This is a genomic window from Aquabacterium sp. A7-Y (assembly GCF_026153205.1).
Lineage (GTDB): Bacteria > Pseudomonadota > Gammaproteobacteria > Burkholderiales > Burkholderiaceae_C > Caldimonas.
Genome location: NZ_JAPFBW010000005.1, coordinates 88,672 through 113,492 on the forward strand (window position 1 = coordinate 88,672; position 24,821 = coordinate 113,492).

A 24,821-nucleotide genomic window follows, 5' to 3' on the forward strand; every position below is an offset into this window, starting at 1 on the left:
CGGCGGCCGGCAGCCGCTATACTCTGCCTCCTTTTTCAGCACGCCCCACACCTTCGTCCCCATGCAGATCGGCCCGTTCGAACTGGCGAATCCGCTTTTCGTCGCGCCCATGGCGGGCGTCACGGACCGGCCTTTCCGCCGCCTGTGCAAGCGCCTGGGCGCCAGCTACGCGGTCAGCGAGATGGTGACCTCGCGCCGCGACCTGTGGGACAGCCTGAAGACCTCGCGCCGCGCCAACCACAACGGCGAGGTCGCCCCCATCGCGGTGCAGATCGCCGGCACCGAGCCCATCATGATGGCCGAGGCCGCCGCCTACAACATCGACCGCGGGGCCCAGATCATCGACATCAACATGGGCTGCCCGGCCAAGAAGGTGTGCAACAAGTGGGCCGGCTCGGCGCTGATGCAGGACGAGACGCTGGCCTTGCGCATCGTCGAGGCGGTCGTCACCGCCTGTGCACCTCGGGGCGTTCCCGTCACCTTGAAGATGCGCACCGGCTGGTGCCAGCAGCACAAGAACGCGCTCAGCATTGCGCGCGCCGCCGAGTCGGCCGGCATTGCGATGCTGACCGTGCACGGCCGCACCCGGGAGCAGGGCTACAAGGGCGAGGCCGAGTACGAGACCATCGCCGCCGTCAAGGCGGCGCTGCGCATCCCGGTGGTCGCCAACGGCGACATCACCAGCCCCGAGAAGGCCAAGGCGGTGCTGCAGGCCACCGGCGCCGACGCGCTGATGGTCGGCCGCGCCGCGCAGGGCCGGCCCTGGATCTTCCGCGAGATCTCGCACTACCTGGCCACGGGCGAGCATGCCGTGCCACCGCGGGTGCGGGAGGTGCAGGACTGGCTCACCGAGCACCTGCACGACCACTACGACCTGTACGGCGAGTTCACCGGCGTGCGCACCGCGCGCAAGCACATCGGCTGGTATGTCCGCTCGCTGCCCGGCGGCGAGGCCTTCCGCGCGCACATGAACACCCTCGAGACCTGCGAGCAGCAACTGTCCGCGGTGTCCGATTTTTTCCATAGCCTGGCTGCGTCCCGAGAGCGCCTGCCCAGCGCAGGCCCCGCATCGAACGACGCCGCCGAGCACCTGACCCGGGAAGCCGCATGAGCAAGAAAAACATCGAAGAGTGCATCCGCAGCAGCTTGGAGTCCTACTTCAAGGACTTGCGCGGCGAAGAACCGCACTCGATGTACGACATGATCCTGACCATCGTCGAGAAACCGCTGCTCGAAGTGGTGATGCAACAGGCCGACGGCAACCAGTCGCGTGCCGCCGAATGGCTGGGCATCAACCGCAACACGCTGCGGCGCAAGCTCGTCGAGCACAAGCTGCTGAAATGAAAGGCGGGGCCGCCCGCCGGCTCCGCCACCGCTTCCCGTCCCACCGCGCTTCCCCACCGAGCCTTCCTACCGAGCCCCACCATGCAAGCCCTGCTCTCCGTATCCGACAAGACCGGCATCGTCGAATTCGCCCAAGCCCTGCACGCGCAGGGCGCCAAGCTGCTGTCCACCGGAGGCACGGCCAAACTGCTGGCTGAAAAAGGCCTGCCCGTGACCGAGGTGGCCGAGGTCACCGGCTTTCCCGAGATGCTGGACGGCCGCGTCAAGACCCTGCACCCGCGCATCCACGGCGGCCTGCTGGCACGCCGCGACCTGCCCGAGCACATGGCGGCGCTGAAGAGCCACGGCATCGGCACCATCGACCTGCTGATCGTCAACCTCTATCCCTTCAGGCAGGCCACCGCGCGGCCCGACTGCACGCTGGAAGACGCGATCGAGAACATCGACATCGGCGGCCCGGCGATGCTGCGCGCCGCCGCGAAAAACTGGCAGGACGTGGCGGTCGTGATCGACCCGAGCGACTACGAGCGGGTGCTCACGGAGCTGAAGGCCGGCCGCATCGAGCGCGCCACCAAGTTCTTGCTGGCCAAGAAGGTGTTCGCGCACACCGCCGCCTACGACGGCATGATCACCAACTACCTGACCGCGCTCGAAGAGGGCTCGGAAGCCGCCACCGCCGCGGTGCCCCAGCGCGCCGACTGGCCGGCCGTCTTCAACCTGCAGCTGCACAAGACGCAGGACATGCGCTACGGCGAGAACCCGCACCAGGGCGCCGCCTTCTACCGCGACGCCCAGCCGGTGGCCGGCAGCCTGGCGCACTACCGCCAGCTGCAGGGCAAGGAGCTGTCCTACAACAACATCGCCGACGCCGACGCGGCCTGGGAATGCGTCAAGACCTTCGACGCCCCGGCCTGCGTGATCATCAAGCACGCCAACCCCTGCGGCGTGGCGGTGGCGGGCAATGCGGCCGAGGCCTATGCCAAGGCCTTCAAGACCGACTCGACCTCGGCCTTCGGCGGCATCATCGCCTTCAACCAGACGCTGGACAAGGCGGCGGCGGAGCTGGTCGCCAAGCAGTTCGTCGAGGTGCTGATCGCCCCGGCCTACAGCCCGGAGGCGCTGGAGATCTTCAAGGCCAAGCAGAACGTGCGGCTGCTGCAGGTGCCGCTGGCGCGCGACGCCAACCCCTATGACTTCAAGCGTGTCGGCGGCGGCGTGCTGCTGCAGTCGGCCGACGCGAAAAACGTCGCGGCCAGCGAGCTGCGTGTGGTGACGGCCAAGCAGCCCACCCACGAGCAGATGCAGGACCTGCTGTTCGCCTGGAAGGTGGCCAAGTTCGTCAAGAGCAATGCCATCGTGTTCTGCGCCGGCGGCATGACGCTGGGCGTGGGCGCCGGCCAGATGAGCCGCATCGACTCGGCGCGCATCGCCTCGATCAAGGCCGAGAACGCCGGCCTGACCCTGGCCGGCTCGGCGGTCGCGAGCGACGCCTTCTTCCCGTTCCGGGATGGCCTGGACGTGGTCTGCGACGCGGGTGCCACCTGCGTGATCCAGCCGGGCGGCAGCATGCGCGACGACGAGGTCATCGCCGCGGCCAACGAGCGCGGCATCGCGATGGTGCTGACCGGCACCCGCCACTTCCGCCACTGAAACCCGGCCTGGGGGGCGCTCGCGCCCCCCAGGCCCCGGGGGGTGCGCCGCCAACGCGACATCCCGGGGCCCGCCCGGCCGCTACCATGCGCGCATGAGCCTGTCCAACACCACGGGACTGCTGCTGTCCTTCGTCGCGCGCCTGGTCACCGGCGCGCAGGGCCACTGGTACGGATGCGTGCCCAAGGCCGAGCAGCGCATCTACTTCGCCAACCACCAGAGCCACCTGGACTGGGTGCTGATCTGGTGCGCCCTGCCCCGCGAGCTGCGCGCCCACACCCGGCCCATCGCCGCCAAGGACTACTGGACCTCCTCGCCGCTGAAACACTGGCTCACGCGCGAGGTGTTCAACGCCGTCTACGTCAACCGTCAGCGCACCGATGACCAGGACCCGCTGGAACCCCTGGTCGAGGCACTGCGCCACGGCGACTCGCTGGTGATCTTCCCGGAGGGCACGCGCAGCAACCTGGGCGAACCGCAGGCCTTCAAGTCCGGCCTCTACCACCTGGCGCGGCAGTTCCCCGAGGTCCAGCTGATCCCGGCCTGGATCGACAACGTGCAGCGCGTGATGCCCAAGGGTGAGGTGGTGCCGGCCCCCATCCTCTGCTCGGTCACCTTCGGTGCGCCGATGCAACTGCTGCCCGACGAGGACAAGCGGGCCTTCCTGGAACGCGCGCGCGAAGCCGTGACCTCGCTGCGCAGGCTGGGCCGGAGCCACTGATGAGCGAGTTCCTCAAATACCTGCGCGCGCTCAGCGCCGGCGAGCAGATCGGTGCCCTGTTCCTGATCGTCTTCGGCCTGCTGAGCCTGGCGACGATGCTCGGCGTGGCCTTGAGCATCAAGGCCACCGACGAGGCGCAGAGCACAAGCGCCGAGCGCTTCAAGCGCCAGCTGCAGACCTCCTGGGTCATGGTCACGGTGTTCTGGATGGCCTGGATCGCCGGCACCTTCGTGTCGGTGCTGCTGTTCGGCGCGCTGTCGTTTTTCGCGCTGCGCGAGTTCATCACGCTGTCGCACACCCGCCGCGGCGACCACCGCAGCCTGATCCTGGCGTTTTTCGTGGTGCTGCCGGTGCAGTACTCGCTGGTCGGTGCGCGTTACTTCGACCTGTTCACCGTGTTCGTGCCGGTGTACGTGTTTTTCGCCATTCCCGTGATGAGCGCGATCGCCAACGACCCCGAGCGCTTCCTGGAGCGCAATGCCAACATCCAGTGGGGCATCATGGTCTGCGTCTACGGCCTGAGCCACGCGCCCGCGCTGCTGCGGCTGGACTTCCCCGGCTTCGAGGACCGCGGCGCCTTCCTGCTGTTTTTTCTGGTCTTTGTCGTGCAATCCTGCATGCTGATCCAGGCCTATGTCGCGCGAAACTACCGGTCGCTGAAACCGGTCGCGCCGCGCATCAGCGCCTCCTTTTCGTGGGGCTCGGCCTGGGCCGGCGTGATCTGCGGCGGCCTGATCGGTACCCTGCTCTACTGGATCACGCCCTTCAAGCCGGGTCAGGCCCTGGGCATGTCGCTGATCGCCTGTGCGGCGGGCAGCTTCGGCCACTTCGTGATGAAGGCCCTGAAGAAGGACGCCGGCGTGCACTTCTGGGGCAACGAAGGGCGCCTGGTGACCGGTGCGGTGGGCCTGCTCGACCGCATCGCTGCGATCTGTTTCGCCGCGCCGGTGTTTTTCCATTCGGTGCGCTGGTACTTCAACATCTGAACCTTGACCCACTGAGCCAGACATGAGGGTGCTCGGCATCGACCCCGGCCTGCAGTGCACCGGCTTCGGCCTGGTGGACGTGGAAGGCGCGCAGCTGCACTACGTCGCCAGCGGCACCATCAAGACGCGCGACGCGGCTCAGGGTGACCTGCCGGGCCGCCTCAAGATCATCTTCGACGGCGTGCAGGAGGTGGTGCGCCGCTACACGCCCACGGTGGCCTCGGTGGAAATCGTCTTCGTCAACGTCAACCCGCAGTCCACGCTGCTGCTCGGGCAGGCCCGCGGCGCGGCACTGGCGGGCCTGGTCAGCTGCTCGCTGCCGGTCAGCGAGTACACCGCGCTGCAGATGAAAAAGGCCATCACCGGCCATGGCATGGCGCGCAAGGAACAGATCCAGGAGATGGTCGCCCGCCTGCTCAAGCTGCCCTCGGCCCCCGGCAAGGACGCGGCCGACGCGCTGGGCATCGCGATCTGCCACGCCCATGCGGGGCGCTCCTTCGATGCCATTGCGAAGGCCGGCGGCGCGCTGGCGCGGCGCACGCACGCGCAGTTCAAAGGCGGGCGGACGTACTAGGGCCTCTCCACTGAAGCTGACACTCGGGACCGCCGCGCCGCAGCCCCGACCCCCGCCGCGCCGATGAGCACCAGCGCCCAGCTGGCCGGCTCGGGCACCGGTGCCGCCGCAAAGCCGTAGGCGCTGGCCTGCAGATCCAACAGTGCATAGACGGTGGCGCCGCTGCGGTTCTCGAAGCTGACTGACAGCTGCTCGCTGCTGGCCTGTCGCCGTTCGACGCCGGCCGGGTCGTCCACGTCGCTGTAAAGCTGCAGGCGGTGCGAGTCGGTGATGGTCTGCGCTTCGCCGTCGATCGAAGGCCGGCCGAAGATGGCGAGTGACAGCAAGGTGCGGGCCTCGGTGCCAGCGCACATACCGCCCGCCCCGCAGTGCGACACCGTGGTCAGCGCCAGCCGCGAATCGGCCGTGAGCGTCAGGCTGCTGCCCGCCGCAATGGCGACGAAACTCGCCCCGTAGTCGCGCGACGTCAGGTCGGCGCTGACGCTCAGGTCGAAGCGCTGGCGGCGATCGTCCAGCTGGGCGCGCAACCGGCCGCCTTGCGCGCTCAGCTCCGCACGGCTGCGGTGCCGGACATCCACCGCTTCGTGTTGGTCGTCGGCCCGGGGCCACGTCGAACTCTCATCGAGAACGCCGGTGCTGTAGTCCCGTGAGGGATCCGCGGCAGCGGTGTGGGAGGACCAGGCATGGGCGCTCAGCTGGCCGCCGAGGTTCAGCACCGGCGCCGGCGCCGATCCACCGTCGGGGTCCAGGTCGCGCAGCTCGAAGCGGATCGCCCTCAGCGCCGCGTCCACCTCATGCGCCTGAACGCCGGCCGGGCACAAGAGGGAAAGCAGGGAGGCCAAAGACAGGGCGGCCAGGGCCGGGAGACGCTGGCGCGAAGGCAGACGCAAAGGCATGAACGCTCCTGGGAGGCAGTGGAAAGCGAACGCTAGCCAACTTGGGCAGGTATCGCAACCCGCCGTTGAAAGCAGGGGCATTCAGGGTTGCCGCAACTTCGCTTCAGTTCTGAGCCACTTCCTGCGTGTCAACAATGACAGCTCGCGAGCGGTCTTCTGCGCCACAGTACGGTGCAACTCCGCCACCCCATCGAGTCCGTCCGATGCTTCACTGCGAAACTGCCTCCGCCGGCTTTATCGAAGTGGCCGCGTCCGCGACGCTCGCGGAGTTCCGCGCCCACGTGATCCAGTGGTTCATGTCGCAACTCGGCTGCGACGGGCTGGTGCACGGCGACGGGGCCCGGCTTTACGGCTCGGTGATCGCGATCACACGGGCCGAGGTGGTGGACCGGCCGCCGGCCTTCCTGACCGACTACGTCGCGGTGCGCCACCTGGACTCGGTCGGCCAGCGTTTCGCGAGCTGCCCCGGGCTGCTGCAGAACATCGCCGTCGAGGCGCACTACCGCGAGGCACGGCTCGGCCGCGTGGCCGACTATCTGCGCCACTACCGGGTGGCGCATCTGCTGCTCGGCGGCGTCGAGAACGAGGTCGACCATGGCCTCAGCTGGATGACGCTCTACCGCGAGGACACGCGCCGGCCCTTCACGGCAGCGCAAGCCGACGCCTGCAGCCGGCTGCTGCCGCTGGTGATGAAGCTCGACCGCGGCCTGCAGCCTTCCTCCGGCGGCGAGCACGCGCCCGGCCTGCTGGCGCTGCAGACGCCGGCCGCCGCGCACGGGCTCACGCCGCGCGAGGTGGCGGTCGCCCTGGCCTATGCTTCGGGGTCCAGCTGCAAGGCGGTGGCGCGTTGCCTGGATGTGTCGCCGGGCACCGTGAAGGCCCATCTGCACGCGGCCTTCCGCAAGCTCGGGGTGCACAACAAGGTCGAACTGCACCACAAGCTGCTCGGCGAGGCGCCGGGCGGGACGTCGCGGCCGCGGCCTTCGCTGGTCGGTGCAGGAGAGTGAAACACCGCCGGCGCCCTCAGGGCTCCGTGCCGCCCGGCCAGAGCCGCTCGCCGATCAGCACGCCGAAAAACACCAGCCCGGCGATCACCGTCCACTTGACGATCACGAGCCCGATGCGGAAGTAGTGCGGCTGCCGGGTCCACAGGTAGAGCCCGAAGCAGACGATGGACGTCAGCAGCAGCAGGAAAACCAGGATGCGGACAACGGCGAACATCGCACGGTCCTGCCCGGTGTCTTACCAGGCCGGCGCCAGCTGCGCGAAGCCGGAAGGGGCGTGGGCCTCGTCCTCGAAGCTGACGATCTCGTAGGCGCTCGCGTCGGCCAGCACCGCGCGCAGCAGCTTGTTGTTGAGCGCGTGGCCCGACTTGAAGGCGCTGTAGGCGGCCAGCAGCGGCTTGCCGACCACATAGAGGTCGCCGATGGCGTCCAGGATCTTGTGCTTCACGAACTCGTCGTCGTAGCGCAGGCCCTCGGCATTGAGCACGCGGTAGTCGTCGACCACGATCGCGTTGTCCATGCTGCCGCCCAGGCCCAGCCCGCGCGTGCGCATCATCTCGACGTCCTTCGTGAAGCCGAAGGTGCGGGCCCGCGCGATGTCGCGCGTGTAGCGGCCCGAGGAGAAATCGAACACCACCCGCTGGCCGGTCTGGTCGACGGCCGGGTGGTCGAAGTCGATCTCGAAGGAAAGCTTGTAGCCGTGGAAGGGTTCGAGGCGGGCCCACTTCAGCGTCGGCCCCTCCCCTTCACGCACTTCCACCGGCTTCTTGATGCGCAGGAAGCGCTTGGGCACCCCCTGAAGTTCGATCCCGGCGCTCTGCAAGAGGTAGACGAAGGAGGCTGCAGAGCCGTCCAGGATCGGGACTTCTTCGGCGGTGATGTCGACATACAGGTTGTCGAGCCCCAAGCCCGCGCAGGCGGACATCAGGTGTTCAACGGTGTGCACCTTGGGCGCGCCGGGGTCGCCCCCGGCCGACAGGGTCGACGCCAGCCGCGTGTCGCTGATCGCCGCGGCCGAGACGGGGATCTCGACCGGCACCGGCAGATCCACGCGCCGGAACACGATGCCGGTGTCGGGCGCAGCCGGCCGCAGCGTGAGTTCCACGCGATGGCCACTGTGCAATCCGACGCCGACCGCCCGCGTCAGCGACTTGAGGGTGCGTTGTTGAAGCATGTCCGCATTTTAGTCAAGCGAGGACTAACCCGCTCCGAAAGCTTTTGATCGCCACGATTACGAAAACCAGCAATCCCGAAGTCGAGCAAAGCGAGACGAGCAAGCCGAGCGTGGCGGCCTCCAGGCCGCCGACTGAGGGAGGGGATGAGCGAGCGAGCGGGCCGAGGTGGCGGCGAGGACCGCAGCCGTACTCCCGTACGGCGAGGACCACAGCCGCCAGATCGGCCCGCGCAGCAGCTCATCACCCCCTCAGTCAGCTTGTTTGCGGAGGAAGGCGGGGATCTCGATCTCGTCCATCCCGTTGCTCGCCAGCGCATCGACCTTCGCCGCCGCCTGTGTCCGCCCCGAACGCCACACGCTCGGCGTGTTCAAGCTGCTGTAGTCATGCGCCGCGTGGCCGCCGTGGCCGCCATGGCCCGAATGCACCGGGCTGTTGAGCACCGGGATGTTGTCGGTGCCGGTGCGCAGCGCCGGCTGCGAGTGCACCACGCTGATGGGTGCCTGCTGGCGACGCGCATTGCCCGACAGGCCGGTGGCGATCACCGTGACGCGCAGCTGGTCGCCCAGGCTGTCGTCGTAGGCCGTGCCGTAGATCACATGTGCATCATCGGCTGCATAGCGGCGGATCGTGTTCATCGCGTTGCGGCTTTCGCTCAGCTTGAAGGTGCCGCGCGCCGCCGCGATCAGCACCAGCACGCCGCGCGCGCCCGACAGGTCGATGCCTTCCAGCAGCGGGCAGGCCACGGCGGCCTCGGCGGCCTTGTGGGCGCGGTCCGGACCCTGCGCGACGGCGGTGCCCATCATCGCCTTGCCCGGCTCGCTCATCACGGTCTTGACGTCCTCGAAGTCGACGTTCACCAGGCCCGGGATGTGGATGATGTCGCTGATGCCGCCGACGGCGTTTTTCAGGACGTCATTGGCCTGCGCGAAAGCCTGGTCCTGGGTGACGTCGTCGCCCAGCACCTCCAGCAGCTTCTCGTTGAGCACCACGATCAGGGAGTCGACGTTGGCCTCCAGCTCGTTCATGCCGACGTCGGCCTGCTTCATGCGGCGGCTGCCTTCGAACTCGAAAGGCTTGGTCACCACACCGACCGTCAGGATCCCCATGTCCTTGGCCACACGCGCGATCACGGGGGCCGCACCGGTGCCGGTGCCGCCGCCCATGCCGGCGGTGATGAAGAGCATGTTGGCGCCTTCGATGGCGCTGCGGATGCGATCCACGGCCTCCTCGGCGGCGGCCTTGCCGGCCTCGGGTTTGGCACCGGCGCCCAGGCCGGTGGTGCCCAGCTGGATCAGCTTGTGAGCCGCCGAGCGGTTGAGGGCCTGCGCGTCGGTATTCGCGCAGATGAATTCAACACCCTGGACGCCCTGCGCCATCATGTGTTCGACGGCATTGCCGCCGCCGCCACCGACGCCGATCACCTTGATCTGGGTCCCCAGGTTGAATTCTTCGATCATCTCAATAGGCATTTGGACCTCCTTCGTCACTAGCTTCGCCTACAAAAAAACCTTCTCCGACCGACGCCTCTGGCGTCCTCAGAAATTTCCTATGAACCAATCCTTCACGCGGCCGAACAGCGTCTTCACCGAGCCGGCCTGCTGGGCCGCCCGATGTCCCCGCACGCGCGCCAGCCGCGCCTCCTCCAAGAGTCCCATGACGGTGGCTGAACGCGGGTTCGCCACCATGTCGTGCAGGGCCCCGGAATAAGTCGGGATGCCCTTGCGCACGGGTTTTAGAAAGATGTCTTCGCCCAACTCCACCATGCCGGGCATCACGGCCGAGCCGCCTGCGAGCACGATGCCCGACGACAGCAGCTCCTCGTAGCCGCTCTCGCGGATGACTTGATGCACCAGTGAAAAAATCTCTTCCACGCGGGGCTCGATCACGCCGGCCAATGCCTGGCGTGAAAGCATTCGGGGTGCCCGGTCGCCGAGGCCGGGCACTTCGACCTGTTCGTCCGGGTCGGCCAGCAGCTGCTTGGCCACGCCGAAGTCGACCTTGATCTCCTCGGCGTCCTTGGTCGGCGTGCGCAGCGCCATTGCGATGTCGCTGGTGATGAGGTCGCCGGCAATGGGGATCACGGCGGTGTGGCGGATCGCGCCGTCGGTGAAGATCGCCACGTCGGTGGTGCCGGCGCCGATGTCGACCAGGGCGACGCCCAGGTCCTTCTCGTCCTCGGTCAGCACCGACAGGCTGGACGCCGAGGGGTTGAGCACCAGCTGCTCGACTTCCAGGCCGCAGCGCCGCACGCACTTGACGATGTTCTCGGCCGCGCTCTGAGCACCCGTGACGATGTGCACCTTGACCTCGAGCCGGCCGCCGCTCATGCCGATCGGCTCCTTGACCTCGTGGCCGTCGATCACGAACTCCTGCGGCTCGACCAGCAGCAGCTTCTGGTCGTTGGGGATGTTGATGGCCTTGGCCGTCTCCACCACCCGCGCCACGTCGATGGGCGTGACCTCCTTGTCGCGCACGATCACCATGCCGGTCGAGTTCTGCCCGCGGATGTGGCTGCCGGTGATGCCGGTGTAGACCCGCGTGATCTTGCAGTCGGCCATCATCTCGGCCTCTTTCAAGGCCTGCTGAATGGACTGCACGGTGGCGTCGATGTTGACCACCACGCCACGCTTGAGACCATGCGACGGCGCCACGCCCAGGCCCGCCAGCCGCAGCTCGCCGCTCGGCAGCACCTCGGAGACGACCGCCATCACCTTGGCGGTGCCGATGTCGAGGCCGACAACGAGATCTTTGTATTCCTTGGCCATCTTGCCCTCAGTTCCTCTTGGCCTCGCCCGGCACGCTGGTCGTGATGCCCTTGATGCGCACCGCATAGCCGTTGTGGTGCCGCAGGTCGGCGTACTCCAGCGGTCCGGGATAGCTCGCCGCGACCTGCGCCCAGGTGCCGACGAAACGCTCCAGCCGCGTCATCACTTCATCCGCGTCGCCGCGTCCCATCTCGATCTGTGCGCCGTTGTCCAGGCCGGCCTTCCACGAGCCACGGTCCGAGAGCGTGAGGCGCTCGACACGAACCTGGAGCCGGGCCACTGCCGTGTTCACCCGGCCGTAGAGGTCCAGCACCTGCCGGGCGCTGCCCTCCGGGCCCTGCAGGGTCGGCAGGCTGTCCTCCTCGACGTCGCCGAGGTTGGCCTCGAAGACCTCGCCATGGCTGTTGACCAGCCGGCTGTCGCCCCAGTACGCAGCGACGCGGTGTTCTTCGAGATGCACCGCCAGCCGGTCGGGCCAGATGCGCTGCACCGCCGCTCGGCGCACCCAGGGCACCGCCTGGAAGGCCTGGCGTGTCTGTTCCAGGTCCAACGTGAAAAAATTGCCGCTGAGTTTCGGCAAGGCGTTCGCACGGATGGTGGTGGCGGTCGCGCGGGACAGCTCGCTGTCGATGCGGATGGCGCGGATCGCGAAGGTCGGCCAGCGGGTCACCCAGGACACCGACACCCAGACGAAGCCGAGCGCAGCCAGCATGTAGAGCAGGGCTGCGGTCGCGTTCATGAGGCGGATGTCCAGCGGTGTGGTGGTCTGCATGGTGCGGGGTTCGTGCGACCCCTTGCTAGAGGTGAAGCGAGGCCTGGGCGCACAGCCACAGGCACAGCTGCTCGTAGCTGATGCCGGCCGCCCGGGCCGACATCGGCACCAGCGAGTGGCCGGTCATGCCCGGCGAGGTGTTGATCTCCAGCAGGAAGGGCTTGCGGTCGCTGGAGCGGATCATCACGTCGGCCCGGGCCCAGCCGCCGCAGCCCAGGGTGCGGAAGGCCTGCACCGCCAGGCGCTGGATCTCGCGCTCCTCGGCCTCGGGCAGGCCGCTCGGGCAGTGGTACTGCGTGACGTCCGTGAAGTACTTGTTCTGGTAGTCGTAGTTGCCCTCGGGCGCCACGATACGGATCACGGGCAGCGCCTCGGCGCCCGCGCCCTGGCCCAGCACCGGGCAGGTGGTCTCGTCGCCGGCGATGAATTCCTCGCACAGCACCTCGGGGTCGTGGCGGGCCGCCTGCTCGTAGGCGGCCTCGCATTCCTCCAGCCTCGTCACCTTGCTGAGGCCGATCGTCGACCCCTCGCGCGAGGGCTTGACGATCATCGGCGCGCCCAGGGCGGCGAAGGCCTGGCGGGTGTCCTCGGCGCTCGCGACCAGGCGCCAGTCCGGCGTCGGCAGGCCCTCGAAGCGCCAGATGCGCTTGGTCATGATCTTGTCCATCGCGATGGCGGAGGCCATCACGCCGGAGCCGGTGTAGGGCAGTCCCAGCAACTCCAGCGCGCCTTGCACCGTGCCGTCCTCGCCGTAGCGGCCATGCAGCGCGATGAAACAGCGCGCATAGCCGTCGCGCTTGAGCTCGGACAGGTCGCGCTCGGTCGGATCGAAGGCGTAGGCGTCCACCCCCTGCGAGCGCAAGGCGTTGAGCACGCCGGTGCCGGACATGATGGAGACCTCCCGCTCGGCGGACTTCCCGCCCATCAGCACGGCCACCTTGCCGAGCGCCTGCGGGTCGATGGCAGAGAGATCGAGCTTCATGCGGGGAGTCCTTTCTTGAGGGATACGCTCAGCTGGCCGGGCACGCCGCCGATCGAGCCGGCGCCCATCGTGATCACCACGTCGCCGTCGCGCGCCTGCTCGACGATGGTCTGGGGCAAGGCCGCGATGTCGTCGACGAACACCGGGTCGACCTTGCCGGCCACACGCAGCGCACGCGCCAGCGAGCGGCCGTCGGCCGCGACGATGGGCGGCTCGCCGGCGGCATAGACCTCGGCCAGCAGCACCGCGTCGGCGCTGCCGATGACCTTGACGAAATCCTCGAAGCAGTCGCGCGTGCGGGTGTAGCGGTGCGGCTGGAAGGCCAGCACCAGGCGCCGGCCCGGAAAGGCGCCGCGGGCCGCGGCCAGGGTCGCCGCCATCTCGACAGGATGGTGGCCATAGTCGTCCACCAGTGTGAAGCTGCCGCCGCCCGCGGCCGGCAGCTCGCCATAACGCTGGAAGCGCCGGCCCACGCCCTTGAACTCGGCCAGCGCGCGCAGCACCGGCTCGTCGGGCAGCTCGAGCTCGGTGGTCAGCGCGATGACCGACAGCGCGTTGAGCACGTTGTGCTCGCCGGGCAGGTTGAGGGTGACAGACACGTCGGGCAGCGAGACGCCGTTGCGGCGCCGGCAGGTGAAGACCATCTGGCCGTCGCGCGCCTGCACGTCGAGCGCGCGCACCTGGGCGTCCTCGCCGAAGCCGTAGGTGATGACCGGGCGCGAGACCATCGGGATGATGGAGCGCACGCCGGGATCGTCGCTGCACAGGATGGCCGCGCCGTAGAAGGGCATGCGGTGCAGGAAGTCGACGAAGGCGGCCTTGAGCTTCGCGTAGTCGTGCCCGTAGGTGTCCATGTGGTCGGCGTCGATGTTGGTGACGACCGAGACGATGGGCATCAGGTTCAGGAAGGAGGCGTCGGATTCGTCGGCCTCGACCACGATGTAGTCGCCGCTGCCCAGCCGCGAATTGGCGCCGGCGCTGTTGAGGCGGCCGCCGATCACGAAGGTCGGGTCGGCACCGGCCTCGGCCAGCGCGCTGGCGACCAGGCTGGTGGTGGTGGTCTTGCCGTGGGTGCCGGCGATCGCGATGCCGCGCTTCAGGCGCATCAGCTCGGCCAGCATCACCGCGCGCGGCACCACCGGCACGCGGCGCGAGCGGGCGGCGATGACCTCGGGGTTGTCGCCGCGCACCGCGGTGGAGGTGACGATGGCGTCGGCGCCCTCGATGTGCGAGGCGTCATGGCCCAGCATCACGCGGATGCCCAACGAGGCCAGCCGGCGCAGGGTGGCGCTGTCGTTCTGGTCCGAGCCGGAGATGGTGTAGCCGAGGTTGAACAGCACCTCGGCGATGCCGCTCATGCCGGCGCCGCCGACGCCGACGAAATGAATGTGCTTGACTGCGTGTTTCATGCCACGCCTTCCTTTTTGTTCACGAGCTTCTCGAGCTCGTCGGCCACCTTGGCGGCGGCCCGTGGACGAGCGAGCGTGCGGGCCTTCTCGGCCATCGCCTGCAGCGAGGCGCGGTCGAGGCCGCCCAGCAGTTCGGCCAGGCGCTCGGGCGTCAGCTCGGCCTGCGGCAGGTGGTGGGCTGCGCCGTGCTGCGCCATGTAGAGCGCGTTGTCGCGCTGGTGGGAGGTGGTGCTGACGATCAGCGGCACCAGCACGCTGGCGACGCCGGCCGCGCACAGCTCGCTGACCGTCACGGCGCCGGCGCGGCAGACGATCAGGTCGCACTCGGCCAGGCGGCGCGCCATGTCGTCGATGAAGGGCAGCACCTCGATCGCGGCGTCGTCCGGGTCCAGGCCCTGGGCCTTGTAGAGCTCCTTGACGCCGTCGCGGTTGAGCTGGCCGGTCTGGTGCGTCACGTGCGGCCGCGCTTCGGGCGGCAACAGCGCGAGCGCCTTGGGCAGCGTCTCGTTGAGCACCCGCGCGCCCAGGCTGCCGCCCACCACGAGCACGCGCAGCGGGCCCTGGCGGCCGGCAAAACGCTCGGCCGGCACGGGGATCTCCTCGATCTCGGCACGCACCGGGTTGCCGGTGACAGTGGCCCGCTTGTTGACGGTCGCCGCGGCGCCATCGAAGCCGAAGGCCACCATGTCGGCCACCGGCAGCAGCGCCCGGTTGCTCATCAGCAGGGCCGCGTCGGCATTGACCAGCACCAGCGGCGTGAAACGCGCTGCGGCCATGACGCCGCCGGGGAAGCAGACATACCCGCCCATGCCCAGCACCGCATCGGCCTTGCGGGCGCGCAGGATACGCCAGCAGGCCCCGAAGGCGGCAAGCAGCCGCAGCCCGCCGGTGATCGTGTGCAGCAGGCCCTTGCCGCGCAGTCCGCTGAAACCGATGGTGTCCAGCGGGATGCCGGTCGAGGGCACCAGGCGGTTTTCCATGCCCTGGGTGGTGCCCAGCCAGCTGACGGTCCAGCCGCGCCGCTGCATTTCCTGGGCGACGGCCAAGCCGGGAATGATGTGCCCCCCGGTGCCCGCGGCCATGATCACGAGGTGCCGGCTCATGCCCGACCTCCGCGACCAACCCGATGCCGCAGGCGAGACGTCCCACCCCCAGCACGATGCCGCAGGCGAGCCGAACCCTGGGTCCCGTGTGCGGCGTCGAGGAGCGCAGCGGCTGGAAGGTTGCCCCGCTCGGCACGAGCGGGGTCGGCGAGCACTGTCCGAGCACCGTTTTGAAGGGGCACAGCCCCTTCAAAAAACGGGCGAGTTGCGCAGCCGCCTTCCAGGCGCGAGCACTGCAGAGGACCCCTCGCGGAGCGAGGGGCGCCGCACTCGGGTCGCCTTTCTTTGCCTACTTTCTTTGGCGAAGCAAAGAAAGTAGGTCGCCCGCCGGGGCGAACTCCCGGCACTGCCCGCGCAGCGGGCATCGCCCCGCAGGGGCGACTCCCCAGCACGGGCAGCATCGACACCAGACAGCGAAGCAAGCGAACGAAGCCAGCTCATGCCCGCCCTCCCCGCATCAGCTGCCGGTTTTCCATGTCCACCCGCAGCACCACCGCGATCGCGATGCAGTTCATCAGGACGGCCGAGCCGCCATAGCTCATCAGCGGCAGGGTCAGGCCCTTGGTCGGCAGCACGCCCAGATTGACGCCCATGTTGATGAAGGCCTGCCCGCCCATCCAGATGCCGACACCCTGGGCCACCAGCCCCGAGAACACCCGGTCCAGCGCGATGGCCTGGCGGCCGATGTGGAAGATGCGGCGGGTCAGCCAGAAGAAGGCGAAGATCACCGCCGCGACGCCGACGAAACCCAGCTCCTCGCCGATCACCGCGAGCAGGAAGTCGGTGTGCGCCTCGGGCAGGTAATGCAGCTTCTCGACGCTGGAGCCCAGGCCCTGACCGAAGATCTCGCCGCGGCCGAAGGCGATCAGCGAGTGCGACAGCTGGTAGGCCTTGCCCAGGGTGTACTTCTCGTCCCAGGGGTTCAGGTAGGCGAAGATGCGCTCGCGGCGCCAGTCGCTGAAGCTGATCATCAGCACGAAGGCCGCGACCAGCACCGCGGTGATCAGGAAAAACATGCGGCCGTTGACACCCCCCAGGAACAGGATGCCCATCGCGATCGCCGCGATGACCATGAAGGCGCCCATGTCCGGCTCGGCCAGCAGCAGCAGGCCCACCACCGCGACGGCCACGGCCATCGGCAGCACGGCGCGGAAGAAACGCTCCTTGACCTCCATCTTGCGCACCATGTAGTCGGAGGCGTACAGCGCGATCGCCAGCTTCGCCAGCTCCGAGGGCTGGAAGCTCAAGGGGCCCAGCCCGATCCAGCGCCGCGCGCCGTTGACACCCTTGCCGATGAAGGGCAGCAGCACCACCACCAGCAGCAGCAGCGCCGCGACGAACAGCCAGGGCGCGTATTTCTCCCAGACCTGCATCGGCACCTGGATCGCGATCAGCGAGGCGACGAAGGCGATGCCGAGGAACAGCGCGTGGCGCATCAGGAAGTGGCCGTGGCGGTAGTTCGCGAAACGGGGGTTGTCGGGCAGCGCGACCGAGGCCGAATACACCATCACCAGGCCGAGCGCGAGCAGCGCCACGACCACCCAGAGCAGCGGCTGGTCGAAACCCTGGGGCCGGCCGGGCTGGCCGGTGGAGACCCAGTCGCGCACCGGCAGGCCGGCATCGCGCTGCGGCAGCAGCGCACCGAAGCCGGCGCTGAAACGCTGCCGCAGGGCTTCCCAGCCGAAACGTGCCTGCGGTTCGCTCATTCCAGCATCTCCCCCTGCTCACCCGCCATGGCGCGCACCTCGGCGACGAAAACCATCGGCGCGGTGGGCGTAGTTGCGGAACATGTCCAGGCTGGCGCAGGCGGGGCTCAGCAGCACGGCGTCGCCGGCATGGGCGCGCTCGGCGCAGGCGCGGGTGGCGGCTTCCAGCGTCTCGTAGTGCTGGTAGGGCACGCCGCTGCCCGCCAGCGCCTGGGCCACCAGCGGGGCGTCCCGACCGATCAGCGCGGCGTAGCGCGCGTGCAGCGAGAGCGGTCGGGCCAGCGGCGCGAAGTCCTGGCCCTTGCCGTCGCCACCCAGGATCACCAGCAGCTTGGCCGGCGCGCGGTCCAGCCCCAGGCCGTCGAGCGCCGCGACCGTCGCACCGACATTGGTGCCCTTGCTGTCGTCGAAGAAGTCGACGCCTTCGAGCGTCGCGACGTATTCGACGCGGTGCGGCTCGCCGGCGTATTCGCGCAAGCCGTGCAGCATGGGTGCGAGCGGGCAGCCGATCGCGGCGGCCAGCGCCAGCGCCGCCAGCGCGTTGGCGGCATTGTGGCGGCCGCGCACGCGCAAGGCGTCGGCCGGCATCAGGCGCTGGATGTGCAGCTCTTCTTCCTCGGCCTCGTCGCGCTTGCGGCCACGGCCCGACTTCAGGGTCTCGTCGGCCTCCATCGCGCGCACCAGCCAGGCCATGCCGTTCTGGGTGATCAGGCCGTAGTCGCCCGGACGGCGCGGCGCGTCGAGCCCGAAGCGCACCACCGCCCGCTCCACCCGGGTCGCGGGCCGGCCGCGCAGCTTGGACTTCACGAACTGCGGCGGCGGCACCATGGCCTCCACCATCGGGTCTTCGCGGTTGATGACCATCACCGCGTCGGTGCCGAAGATGCGCGCCTTGGCCGCGGCGTAGCCAGCCAGGTCGCCGTGCCAGTCGAGGTGGTCTTCGGTGATATTGAGCACCGCCGCGGCGCTGGGCTCGAAGCCTTGCACACCGTCGAGCTGGAAGCTGGACAACTCCAGCACCCAGACCTCGGGCAGGTGCTCGAAGACCGGAGCGGCGGGCGGTGGCGGCGCCAGTTCCAGGGCGCGGTCGTCGTCTTCCGGGAGCGCCGCGAGGTCGGCCTCGTGGCCGGTGTCGTCGTCGCCGGCGGCCGGCGCTTCGGATTCGGCGCCGGCCGGCTCCAAGGTCTCGGCGTCCGGGGCGCCTGCCTCGGCGCCGGCGGCAGCCACCTCGGCAGCGCTGGCACCGTCGAGCGCGGCCAGTGCGGCGAGATCGGCGGCGCCGGGCTCACCGGCGCCCTCCTCGGCGCCGCCTTCGGCCGGCACCGCTGAGTCGACCGGCTCGGCCTCAACCTCGGCCGGCGCCGGTTCCAGGGCCAGCGCCTCGCTCAGCGTCTGCAACAGCGTCGGTCCGATATTGCCGGCCACGCCGACACGCCGGCCGGCGCGCTCGATCAACAGCGCGGCCATCGAGGTGGTGGTGGTCTTGCCGTTGGTGCCGGTGATCGCGACCACCTTCGGCGCATAACCACGCGTGGCCTTCAGGTGCGCCAGCGCCTGGGCGAACAGGTCGAGTTCACCCTGCACCGGCACGCCGAGCCCGGCGGCCCGGGCCAGCAGCGGCGCGAGCCGCTCGTCGCGCGGCGACAGCCCCGGGCTCTTGAAGACACGCGACACGCCGTCGAGCACCTCGTTGCCCAGCGGGCCGGACAGCAGCCGGGCCTCGGGCACCGCCTCGCGCAGCGCGGCCGCCTGGGGCGGCGTCTCGCGCGAGTCCCAGACGCGCACCGTCGAGCCCGCAGCGGCGCACCAGCGCGCCATCGCAAGCCCGGAGTCGCCCAGCCCGAGCACAAGAACGGTGATGCCTTGCAGGTCCTTCATCAGCGCAGCTTCAGCGACGACAGGCCGACCAGGCACAGCAGCATCGTGATGATCCAGAAGCGGACCACGACCTGCGTCTCCTTCCAGCCGGACTTCTCAAAGTGGTGGTGCAGCGGCGCCATCTTCAGGATGCGGCGCCCTTCGCCGTAGCGTTTTTTCGTGTACTTGAAATAGCTGACCTGCAACATCACCGACAGCGCTTCGACGACGAAGATGCCGCCCATCACGGCCAGCAGGATCTCCTGGCGCGTGATGATGGCGATGGTGCCGAGGGCGCCGCCCAGCGCCAGCGCGCCGACGTCGCCCATGAAGACCTGGGCCGGATGGGTGTTGAACCACAGGAAGGCCAGCCCCGCGCCGGCCATCGCCGCACAGAAGATCAGCAGCTCGCCGGCGCCCGGGATGTAGGGAAAGATCAGGTACTTCGAATACACCGAGCTGCCCACCACATAGGCGAACACGCCCAGCGCCGAGCCCACCATCACCACCGGCATGATGGCCAGTCCGTCGAGGCCGTCGGTCAGGTTGACGGCATTGCTGGAGCCCACGATCACGAGGTAGGTCAGGATCATGAAGCCGTAGACCCCCAGCGGGTAGCTGATGGTCTTGAAGAAGGGCACGAACAGGTCCGCATTGGGCGGCAGCGGGTTGGAGAAGCCGGACTGCACCCAGCGCACGAACAGCTCCAGCACCCGCAGGTTGGAGGTCTCCGACACGCTGAAGGCCAGGTAGATGGCTGCCAGCAGCCCGATCACCGACTGCCAGAAGTACTTCTCGCGCGAGCGCATGCCCTCGGGGTTCTTGTGCACCACCTTGCGCCAGTCGTCGGCCCAGCCGATCGCGCCCATGCCCAGGGTCACCAGCAGCACGATCCAGACGAAACGGTTGGTCCAGTCGAACCACAGCAGCGTGGAGATCGCGATGCTGAGCAGGATCAGCACGCCGCCCATCGTCGGCGTGCCGCTCTTGGCGAGGTGGGTCTGCACGCCGTACTCGCGGATCGGCTGGCCGATCTTGAGTTCGGTCAGGCGGCGGATCACCCACGGCCCCAGGCACAGCCCGATCAGCAGTGCGGTCATCGCCGACATCACGGCGCGGAAGGTGAGGTACTGGAAAACGCGCAGGAAGGTCCAGTCGGGCTGGAGGTTCATCAACCATTGCGCGAGGCCGACTAGCATCGGGGCTCCTGTGCGCCCGACGGGCCGGACGCGTTCTTGTCTTGTGAGTCGCTCGCTGCGGCGCCGGACGGGGAGGCCAGCAAGGCCTCCACCACCTGCTCCATCTTCATGAAGCGCGAGCCCTTGACCAGCACGCAGCCGGCCTCCGGCTGCTCATGCAGCGCGGCGGCCAGCGCGGCGGCGCTGTCGAAATGGCGCGCGCCGCCGAAGGCGCGCGCCGCGTACTGCATCTGTGCTCCGGCGGTCCAGAGCACGTCGATGCCCTGGGCGCGCGCGTAGTCGCCGATCTCGGTGTGGAAGGCCGGGCCCTGGTCGCCCACCTCGCCCATGTCGCCCAGCACCAGCCAGCGCGGGCCCGGCATCGCGGCCACCACGTCGACGGCTGCTCGCATCGAGTCCGGATTGGCGTTGTAGGTGTCGTCGACCAGCGTGACCTGGCGGCCGGCACGCCGGTAGCTCTTGACCTGCGAGCGGCCCTTGACCGGCTCGAAGTCGCGCAGCCCGCGCGCCACCGCGTCCAGCGGCACACCGGCGGCCAGCGCACAGGCGCTCGCCGCGAGCGCGTTCTTGATGTTGTGGGCCCCGGCGATGCGCAGCTCGGTGCCGGCCTCGCCGGCCGGCGTGCGCAGGTGCAGCGCCCAGTGGTCGCCGGCCCAGCGGCCTTCGCCCGTCACGTCGGCCGGCCCCTGGCTGGCGAATGTCATCACGCGGCGGGTGCCGGCCAGCCCCTTCCAGAGCGCCGTGTAGGGCTCGTCGGCCGGGAACACCGCCACGCCGCGTGTGTCGAGCGATTCGATCACACTGCCGTTCTCGCGGGCGACCGCCTCGACGGTGGCCATGAACTCCTGGTGCTCGCGCTGGGCGTTGTTGACCAGGGCCACGGTGGGCGCGGCGATGCGCGAGAGATACGCGATCTCGCCGGGGTGGTTCATGCCCAGCTCGACCACCCCCGCGCGGTGTTCGCCGCGCAGGCGCAGCAGGGTCAGCGGCAGACCGATGTCGTTGTTGAAGTTGCCCACCGTGGAGAAGGCCGTGTCGCCCAGCCAGGCGCGCAGGATGGCCGCGATCATCTGGGTGACCGTGGTCTTGCCGTTGCTGCCGGTCACCGCGATCAGCGGCAGGCCGAAGCGGGCGCGCCAGCCGGCGGCCAGCTCGCCCAGCGCCAGCTTGCTGTCGGCCACCTGCAGGCCCGACAGGCCCGCCTCGGCCAGGCCGCGTTCGGCCAGGGCAGCGACGGCGCCGGCGGCCTTGGCCTGGGCCAGGAAGTCGTGCGCGTCGAAGCGCTCGCCCTTGAGGGCGACGAACAGGTCGCCGGGGCGCAGGCTGCGGGTGTCGCTGTGCACGCGTTCGATCTGCACCTCGGGGTCACCCTCCAGGGTGGCGCCCTTCAGCAGGCTGTGAGCCAGAGCCAGCGTCATCATGGGAGGTACCCTCCTGTGCAAGGCAGCCTCGGCTTCCTCGACATCCGAAAAATGGTGTTTGCGGCCGCCGATGTCCTGGTAGTCCTCGTGGCCCTTGCCGGCGATCAGCACCACGTCGGCGGGATCGGCCTGGCCGAGTGCGTGGCCGATCGCGGCGCGCCGGTCCGCCAGCACGGTGGCGGCCGCGGGGCGCGCCATGCCGGCGACGATCTGGGCCAGGATGGCCTCCGGCGGCTCGGTGCGCGGGTTGTCGCTGGTGACCACGACCCGGTCCGCCAGCCGCTCGGCGATGGCGCCCATCAGCGGACGTTTGGTGCTGTCGCGGTCGCCGCCGCAGCCGAACACGCACCACAGACGTCCGCCGCGCTCCTCAGCCAGCGGACGCAGCGCCTGCAGGGCCTTCTCCAGCGCGTCGGGGGTGTGCGCGTAGTCGATCACCGCCAAGGGCCCGGACGCGCCGCCGACGCGCTGCATGCGTCCCGCCACCGGGGTCAGCTCGGCGCAGACGGCCGCGGCCTCGGCCAGGCCGATGCCCAGGGCACGCAGCGCGCCGATCACGCCCAGCAGGTTGGCGACGTTGTAGTCGCCGATCAGCGAGGTGCGCACCGGGGCGGTGTGGGCGCCTTCGACCAGGGTGAAGCAGAGCCCGCCGTCCTGATAGGACACTTCGCGCGCCAGCAGCTCGCCGCCGTCGACCAGCGAATAGCCGATCACCTGCAGGCGGCCTTCGGCGCGCAGCTGCATCGCGAGCGCCGCGCCCTGGGGGTCGTCCAGGTTGATCACCGCGGCGCGCAGGCCCGGCCAGCCGAACAGCCGCTCCTTGGCGGCCCAGTAGCTGGTCATGTCGCCGTGGTAGTCGAGGTGGTCGCGGGTGAAGTTGGTGAACAGCGCGACCTCGATGCGCAGGCCGTCGAGGCGGTGCTCGACGATGCCGATCGAGGACGCCTCGATGGCGCAGGCTTTCAGGCCCTGGTCGAGCCAGCCGCGCAAGGCGGCGTGCAAGGTCACCGGGTCAGGCGTGGTGAGGCCGGTCGAGACGATGCGGGCGTCGGGCACCGCGCGCGAGGGCGGCTCTCCGACCCCCAGCGTGCCGATCACGCCGCAGCGCCGGCCCATCAGACTCAGCGCCTGCGCGACCCACCAGGCGCTGGAGGTCTTGCCGTTGGTGCCGGTCGCGGCCACCACACGGAGCTGGCGCGAGGGCTGGCCGTACCAGGCGTCCGCGATCGCGCCGCTGGCAGCCTTCAGGCCCGCCACGGCGGCCACCCGGCCGGCAAGGCCGGGCGCGTCGAAGCCATAGGCCTCGGCACCCTCGGCCTCCACCAGGCAGGCGGCAGCGCCGGCCTGCAGTGCGGCAGCGACAAAAGCCCGGCCGTCGCGGGCATAACCCGGCCACGCCACAAAAGCGTCGCCCGGCGCGACACGCCGGCTGTCGGTGCACAGCGCACCGGTCACGCGAGCGCGCAGCCAGTCGGCCGCGGCCTCGGGCGAGGTCAGGACGTCGAGCGCCATCAGAAGCTCTCCTCCACCGCCGGCGCCTGGCGCTGCTCGGCGATGATCTGCGGTTGCACGGCGAGGTCGGGCTGCACGCCCATCATGCGCAGCGTCTGCTGCACCACCTCGCTGAACACCGGCGCGGCGACGTCACCGCCGAAATACTTGCCGTTGTTCGGCTCGTCGACCATCACGGCGACGACGATGCGCGGCTTGTCGACCGGCGCGAGGCCGACAAACCACGAACGGTACTTGCGGTCGGCGTAACCCTTGCCTTCCTGCTTGTGGGCGGTGCCGCTCTTGCCGCCGACCGAATAACCGATGGTCTGGGCCTTGGGCGCCGTTCCGCCGGGCGCGGCCGCCATCTGCAGCATCTTGCGCATCACCTGCGCGGTGCGCGGCTGGAACACCGGGATACCGTTGACCGGCTGGCCGGTCTTGACCAGCGAGATCGGGATCAGCTCGCCGTCGCGCGCGAACACCGTGTAGGCGCGCGCCAGCTGGAACAGCGAGACCGACAGGCCGTAGCCGAAGCTCATGGTCGCCTGCTCGATGGGCCGCCAGCTCTTGTAGGGGCGCAGGCGGCCCGACACCACGCCGGGGAACGGCAGCTGCGGCCGCTGGCCCAGGCCGATCTCGGTGAACATCTCCCACATCTCGCGCGGCGGCATCTGCATCGCCATCTTCACGGTGCCGACGTTGCTCGACTTCTGGATCACCTCGGCGACCGTCAGGATGTCGTGCGGGTGCGAATCGCGGATGGTCGAACCGGTCACCATCATCCAGCCCGGCGCCGTGTTGATCGGCGTGTCGGGCGTGACCAGGCCGCGCTCCATCGCCAATGAAGCGATGAAGGGTTTCATCGTCGAGCCGGGCTCGAAGGTGTCGGTCAGCGCGCGGTTGCGCAGCTGCGAGCCGCCCAGCTTGTGGCGTTCGCCCGGCACATAGCTCGGGTAGTTGGCCAGCGCCAGCACCTCGCCGGTCTGCACGTCGAGCACCACCACCGAGCCGGCCTTGGCCTTGTGCTCGGCGACCGCGTCACGCACCCGCTGGTAGGCGAAAAACTGCACCTTGGAGTCGATCGCCAGCTCGATGTCGCGGCCGTCCAGCGGGTTGACGCTCTCGCCCAGGTCCTCGACCACGCGGCCCAGCCGGTCCTTGATGACACGCCGGGTGCCGTCGCGGCCGGACAGCTGGTTCTGGAACGCCAGCTCGATGCCTTCCTGGCCGCGGTTCTCGACATTGGTGAAGCCCACCACGTGGGCCGCCGCCTCGCCCTCGGGGTACTTGCGCTTGTATTCCTTGACCTGGTGCACGCCCTTGATCCCGAGGGCCTTGACCTGTTCGGCCACGTTCTCGTCGACCTGGCGCTTGAGCCAGACGAAGTTGGGGTTGTCGCCGAGGCGTTTTTCGAGATCGGCCGCGCTCATGCCCAGCAGCCGCGCCAGCTGGCGCTTCTGGGAGGTGTCGGCTTCCAGGTCCTTGGGGATGACCCAGATGGACGGCGCCGGCACGCTGGAAGCGAGGATCAGGCCGTTGCGGTCGATGATGCGGCCGCGGTTGGCCGGCAGCTCCAGGGTGCGGGCGTAGCGGCTCTCGCCCTGGCGCTGGTAGAAGTCGGTGCCGATGATCTGGATATAGACCGCCCGGCCCACCAGCAGGCAGAAGCCCAGGCCGATGCAGGCGACCAGGAACTTGGAGCGCCAGGGCGGCGTCTTGGACGCCAGCAGCGGGCTGGTGGCGTACATCACGTTGCGCACTGC

General features: G+C 69.3%; 21 protein-coding genes. 7 read left to right on the forward strand and 14 right to left on the reverse strand.

Annotated features, from left to right (window positions below):
• The first annotated feature begins 61 nt into the window (after positions 1–61).
• The 6 genes from dusB to ruvC all read left to right on the forward strand — a co-directional run bounded on the left by dusB (position 62) and on the right by ruvC (position 5,275).
• Positions 62–1,111: a tRNA dihydrouridine synthase DusB gene (gene dusB / locus OOT46_RS05720; protein ID WP_265402631.1), complete on the forward strand. Its 1,050-nt coding sequence runs from the start codon at positions 62–64 to the stop codon at positions 1,109–1,111.
• Complete coding sequence (locus OOT46_RS05725; RefSeq protein ID WP_265402632.1) at positions 1,108–1,344, forward strand: Fis family transcriptional regulator; 237 nt, start codon at positions 1,108–1,110, stop codon at positions 1,342–1,344. The genes dusB and OOT46_RS05725 overlap by 4 nt, the downstream gene beginning before the upstream one ends.
• Before the next feature lie 81 nt (positions 1,345–1,425).
• Positions 1,426–2,994: a bifunctional phosphoribosylaminoimidazolecarboxamide formyltransferase/IMP cyclohydrolase gene (gene purH / locus OOT46_RS05730; protein WP_265402633.1), complete on the forward strand. Its 1,569-nt coding sequence runs from the start codon at positions 1,426–1,428 to the stop codon at positions 2,992–2,994.
• 94 nt (positions 2,995–3,088) lie between these two features.
• Positions 3,089–3,715 carry a lysophospholipid acyltransferase family protein gene (locus OOT46_RS05735; protein WP_265402634.1) on the forward strand — a complete coding sequence of 209 codons (627 nt, stop codon included), beginning with the start codon at positions 3,089–3,091 and terminating at the stop codon, positions 3,713–3,715.
• Positions 3,715–4,701 (forward strand): phosphatidate cytidylyltransferase, encoded by a 987-nt coding sequence (locus OOT46_RS05740; protein ID WP_265402635.1) that lies wholly within the window; start codon positions 3,715–3,717, stop codon positions 4,699–4,701. The genes OOT46_RS05735 and OOT46_RS05740 overlap by 1 nt, the downstream gene beginning before the upstream one ends.
• Before the next feature lie 22 nt (positions 4,702–4,723).
• Positions 4,724–5,275, forward strand: a complete 552-nt coding sequence (ruvC, locus tag OOT46_RS05745; protein ID WP_265402636.1) for a crossover junction endodeoxyribonuclease RuvC — start codon at positions 4,724–4,726, stop codon at positions 5,273–5,275.
• Here ruvC and OOT46_RS05750 read toward each other — a convergent pair.
• Positions 5,272–6,171 (reverse strand): PEP-CTERM sorting domain-containing protein, encoded by a 900-nt coding sequence (locus OOT46_RS05750; RefSeq protein ID WP_265402637.1) that lies wholly within the window; start codon positions 6,169–6,171, stop codon positions 5,272–5,274. The two genes, ruvC and OOT46_RS05750, sit on opposite strands and share 4 nt — an antisense overlap.
• Before the next feature lie 203 nt (positions 6,172–6,374).
• Here OOT46_RS05750 and OOT46_RS05755 point away from each other — a divergent pair, with 203 nt between their 5' ends.
• Positions 6,375–7,178 (forward strand): response regulator transcription factor, encoded by an 804-nt coding sequence (locus OOT46_RS05755; protein WP_265402638.1) that lies wholly within the window; start codon positions 6,375–6,377, stop codon positions 7,176–7,178.
• Between the two features lie 16 nt (positions 7,179–7,194).
• On the opposite strand, the gene OOT46_RS05760 is transcribed toward OOT46_RS05755, so the two are convergent.
• From OOT46_RS05760 to OOT46_RS05820, 13 genes are all read right to left on the reverse strand, one after another.
• Positions 7,195–7,392: a hypothetical protein gene (locus OOT46_RS05760; RefSeq protein WP_265402639.1), complete on the reverse strand. Its 198-nt coding sequence runs from the start codon at positions 7,390–7,392 to the stop codon at positions 7,195–7,197.
• Between the two features lie 21 nt (positions 7,393–7,413).
• Positions 7,414–8,349: a UDP-3-O-acyl-N-acetylglucosamine deacetylase gene (gene lpxC / locus OOT46_RS05765; RefSeq protein ID WP_265402640.1), complete on the reverse strand. Its 936-nt coding sequence runs from the start codon at positions 8,347–8,349 to the stop codon at positions 7,414–7,416.
• A gap of 249 nt (positions 8,350–8,598) precedes the next feature.
• On the reverse strand, positions 8,599–9,819 hold the full coding sequence (gene ftsZ / locus OOT46_RS05770; RefSeq protein ID WP_265402641.1) for a cell division protein FtsZ: 1,221 nt from the start codon (positions 9,817–9,819) through the stop codon (positions 8,599–8,601).
• A gap of 66 nt (positions 9,820–9,885) precedes the next feature.
• Positions 9,886–11,115, reverse strand: a complete 1,230-nt coding sequence (gene ftsA / locus OOT46_RS05775) for a cell division protein FtsA (protein WP_265402642.1) — start codon at positions 11,113–11,115, stop codon at positions 9,886–9,888.
• 7 nt (positions 11,116–11,122) lie between these two features.
• On the reverse strand, positions 11,123–11,887 hold the full coding sequence (locus OOT46_RS05780; protein ID WP_265402643.1) for a cell division protein FtsQ/DivIB: 765 nt from the start codon (positions 11,885–11,887) through the stop codon (positions 11,123–11,125).
• 25 nt (positions 11,888–11,912) lie between these two features.
• Positions 11,913–12,869 carry a D-alanine--D-alanine ligase gene (locus OOT46_RS05785; protein ID WP_265402644.1) on the reverse strand — a complete coding sequence of 319 codons (957 nt, stop codon included), beginning with the start codon at positions 12,867–12,869 and terminating at the stop codon, positions 11,913–11,915.
• On the reverse strand, positions 12,866–14,278 hold the full coding sequence (murC, locus tag OOT46_RS05790) for a UDP-N-acetylmuramate--L-alanine ligase (RefSeq protein WP_265402645.1): 1,413 nt from the start codon (positions 14,276–14,278) through the stop codon (positions 12,866–12,868). The genes OOT46_RS05785 and murC overlap by 4 nt, the downstream gene beginning before the upstream one ends.
• Positions 14,275–15,381, reverse strand: coding sequence for an undecaprenyldiphospho-muramoylpentapeptide beta-N-acetylglucosaminyltransferase (gene murG / locus OOT46_RS05795; RefSeq protein WP_265402646.1), 1,107 nt, complete (start codon positions 15,379–15,381; stop codon positions 14,275–14,277). The genes murC and murG overlap by 4 nt, the downstream gene beginning before the upstream one ends.
• Positions 15,382–15,818: 437 nt before the next feature.
• Entirely contained in the window at positions 15,819–17,087 is a 1,269-nt protein-coding gene (gene ftsW / locus OOT46_RS05800; RefSeq protein WP_265402647.1) for a putative lipid II flippase FtsW, read from the reverse strand.
• 18 nt (positions 17,088–17,105) lie between these two features.
• Positions 17,106–18,965 carry a UDP-N-acetylmuramoyl-L-alanine--D-glutamate ligase gene (murD, locus tag OOT46_RS05805; protein ID WP_265402648.1) on the reverse strand — a complete coding sequence of 620 codons (1,860 nt, stop codon included), beginning with the start codon at positions 18,963–18,965 and terminating at the stop codon, positions 17,106–17,108.
• The gene (mraY, locus tag OOT46_RS05810; RefSeq protein ID WP_265402649.1) at positions 18,965–20,143 is read right to left on the reverse strand and encodes a phospho-N-acetylmuramoyl-pentapeptide-transferase; all 1,179 of its coding nucleotides are present in this window, start codon (positions 20,141–20,143) and stop codon (positions 18,965–18,967) included. Before mraY ends, murD begins: the two co-directional genes overlap by 1 nt.
• On the reverse strand, positions 20,137–23,076 hold the full coding sequence (murF, locus tag OOT46_RS05815; RefSeq protein WP_265402650.1) for a bifunctional UDP-N-acetylmuramoyl-L-alanyl-D-glutamate--2,6-diaminopimelate ligase MurE/UDP-N-acetylmuramoyl-tripeptide--D-alanyl-D-alanine ligase MurF: 2,940 nt from the start codon (positions 23,074–23,076) through the stop codon (positions 20,137–20,139). The genes mraY and murF overlap by 7 nt, the downstream gene beginning before the upstream one ends.
• Positions 23,076–24,806, reverse strand: a complete 1,731-nt coding sequence (locus OOT46_RS05820) for a peptidoglycan D,D-transpeptidase FtsI family protein (protein WP_265402767.1) — start codon at positions 24,804–24,806, stop codon at positions 23,076–23,078. Before OOT46_RS05820 ends, murF begins: the two co-directional genes overlap by 1 nt.
• Positions 24,807–24,821 lie beyond the last annotated feature (15 nt).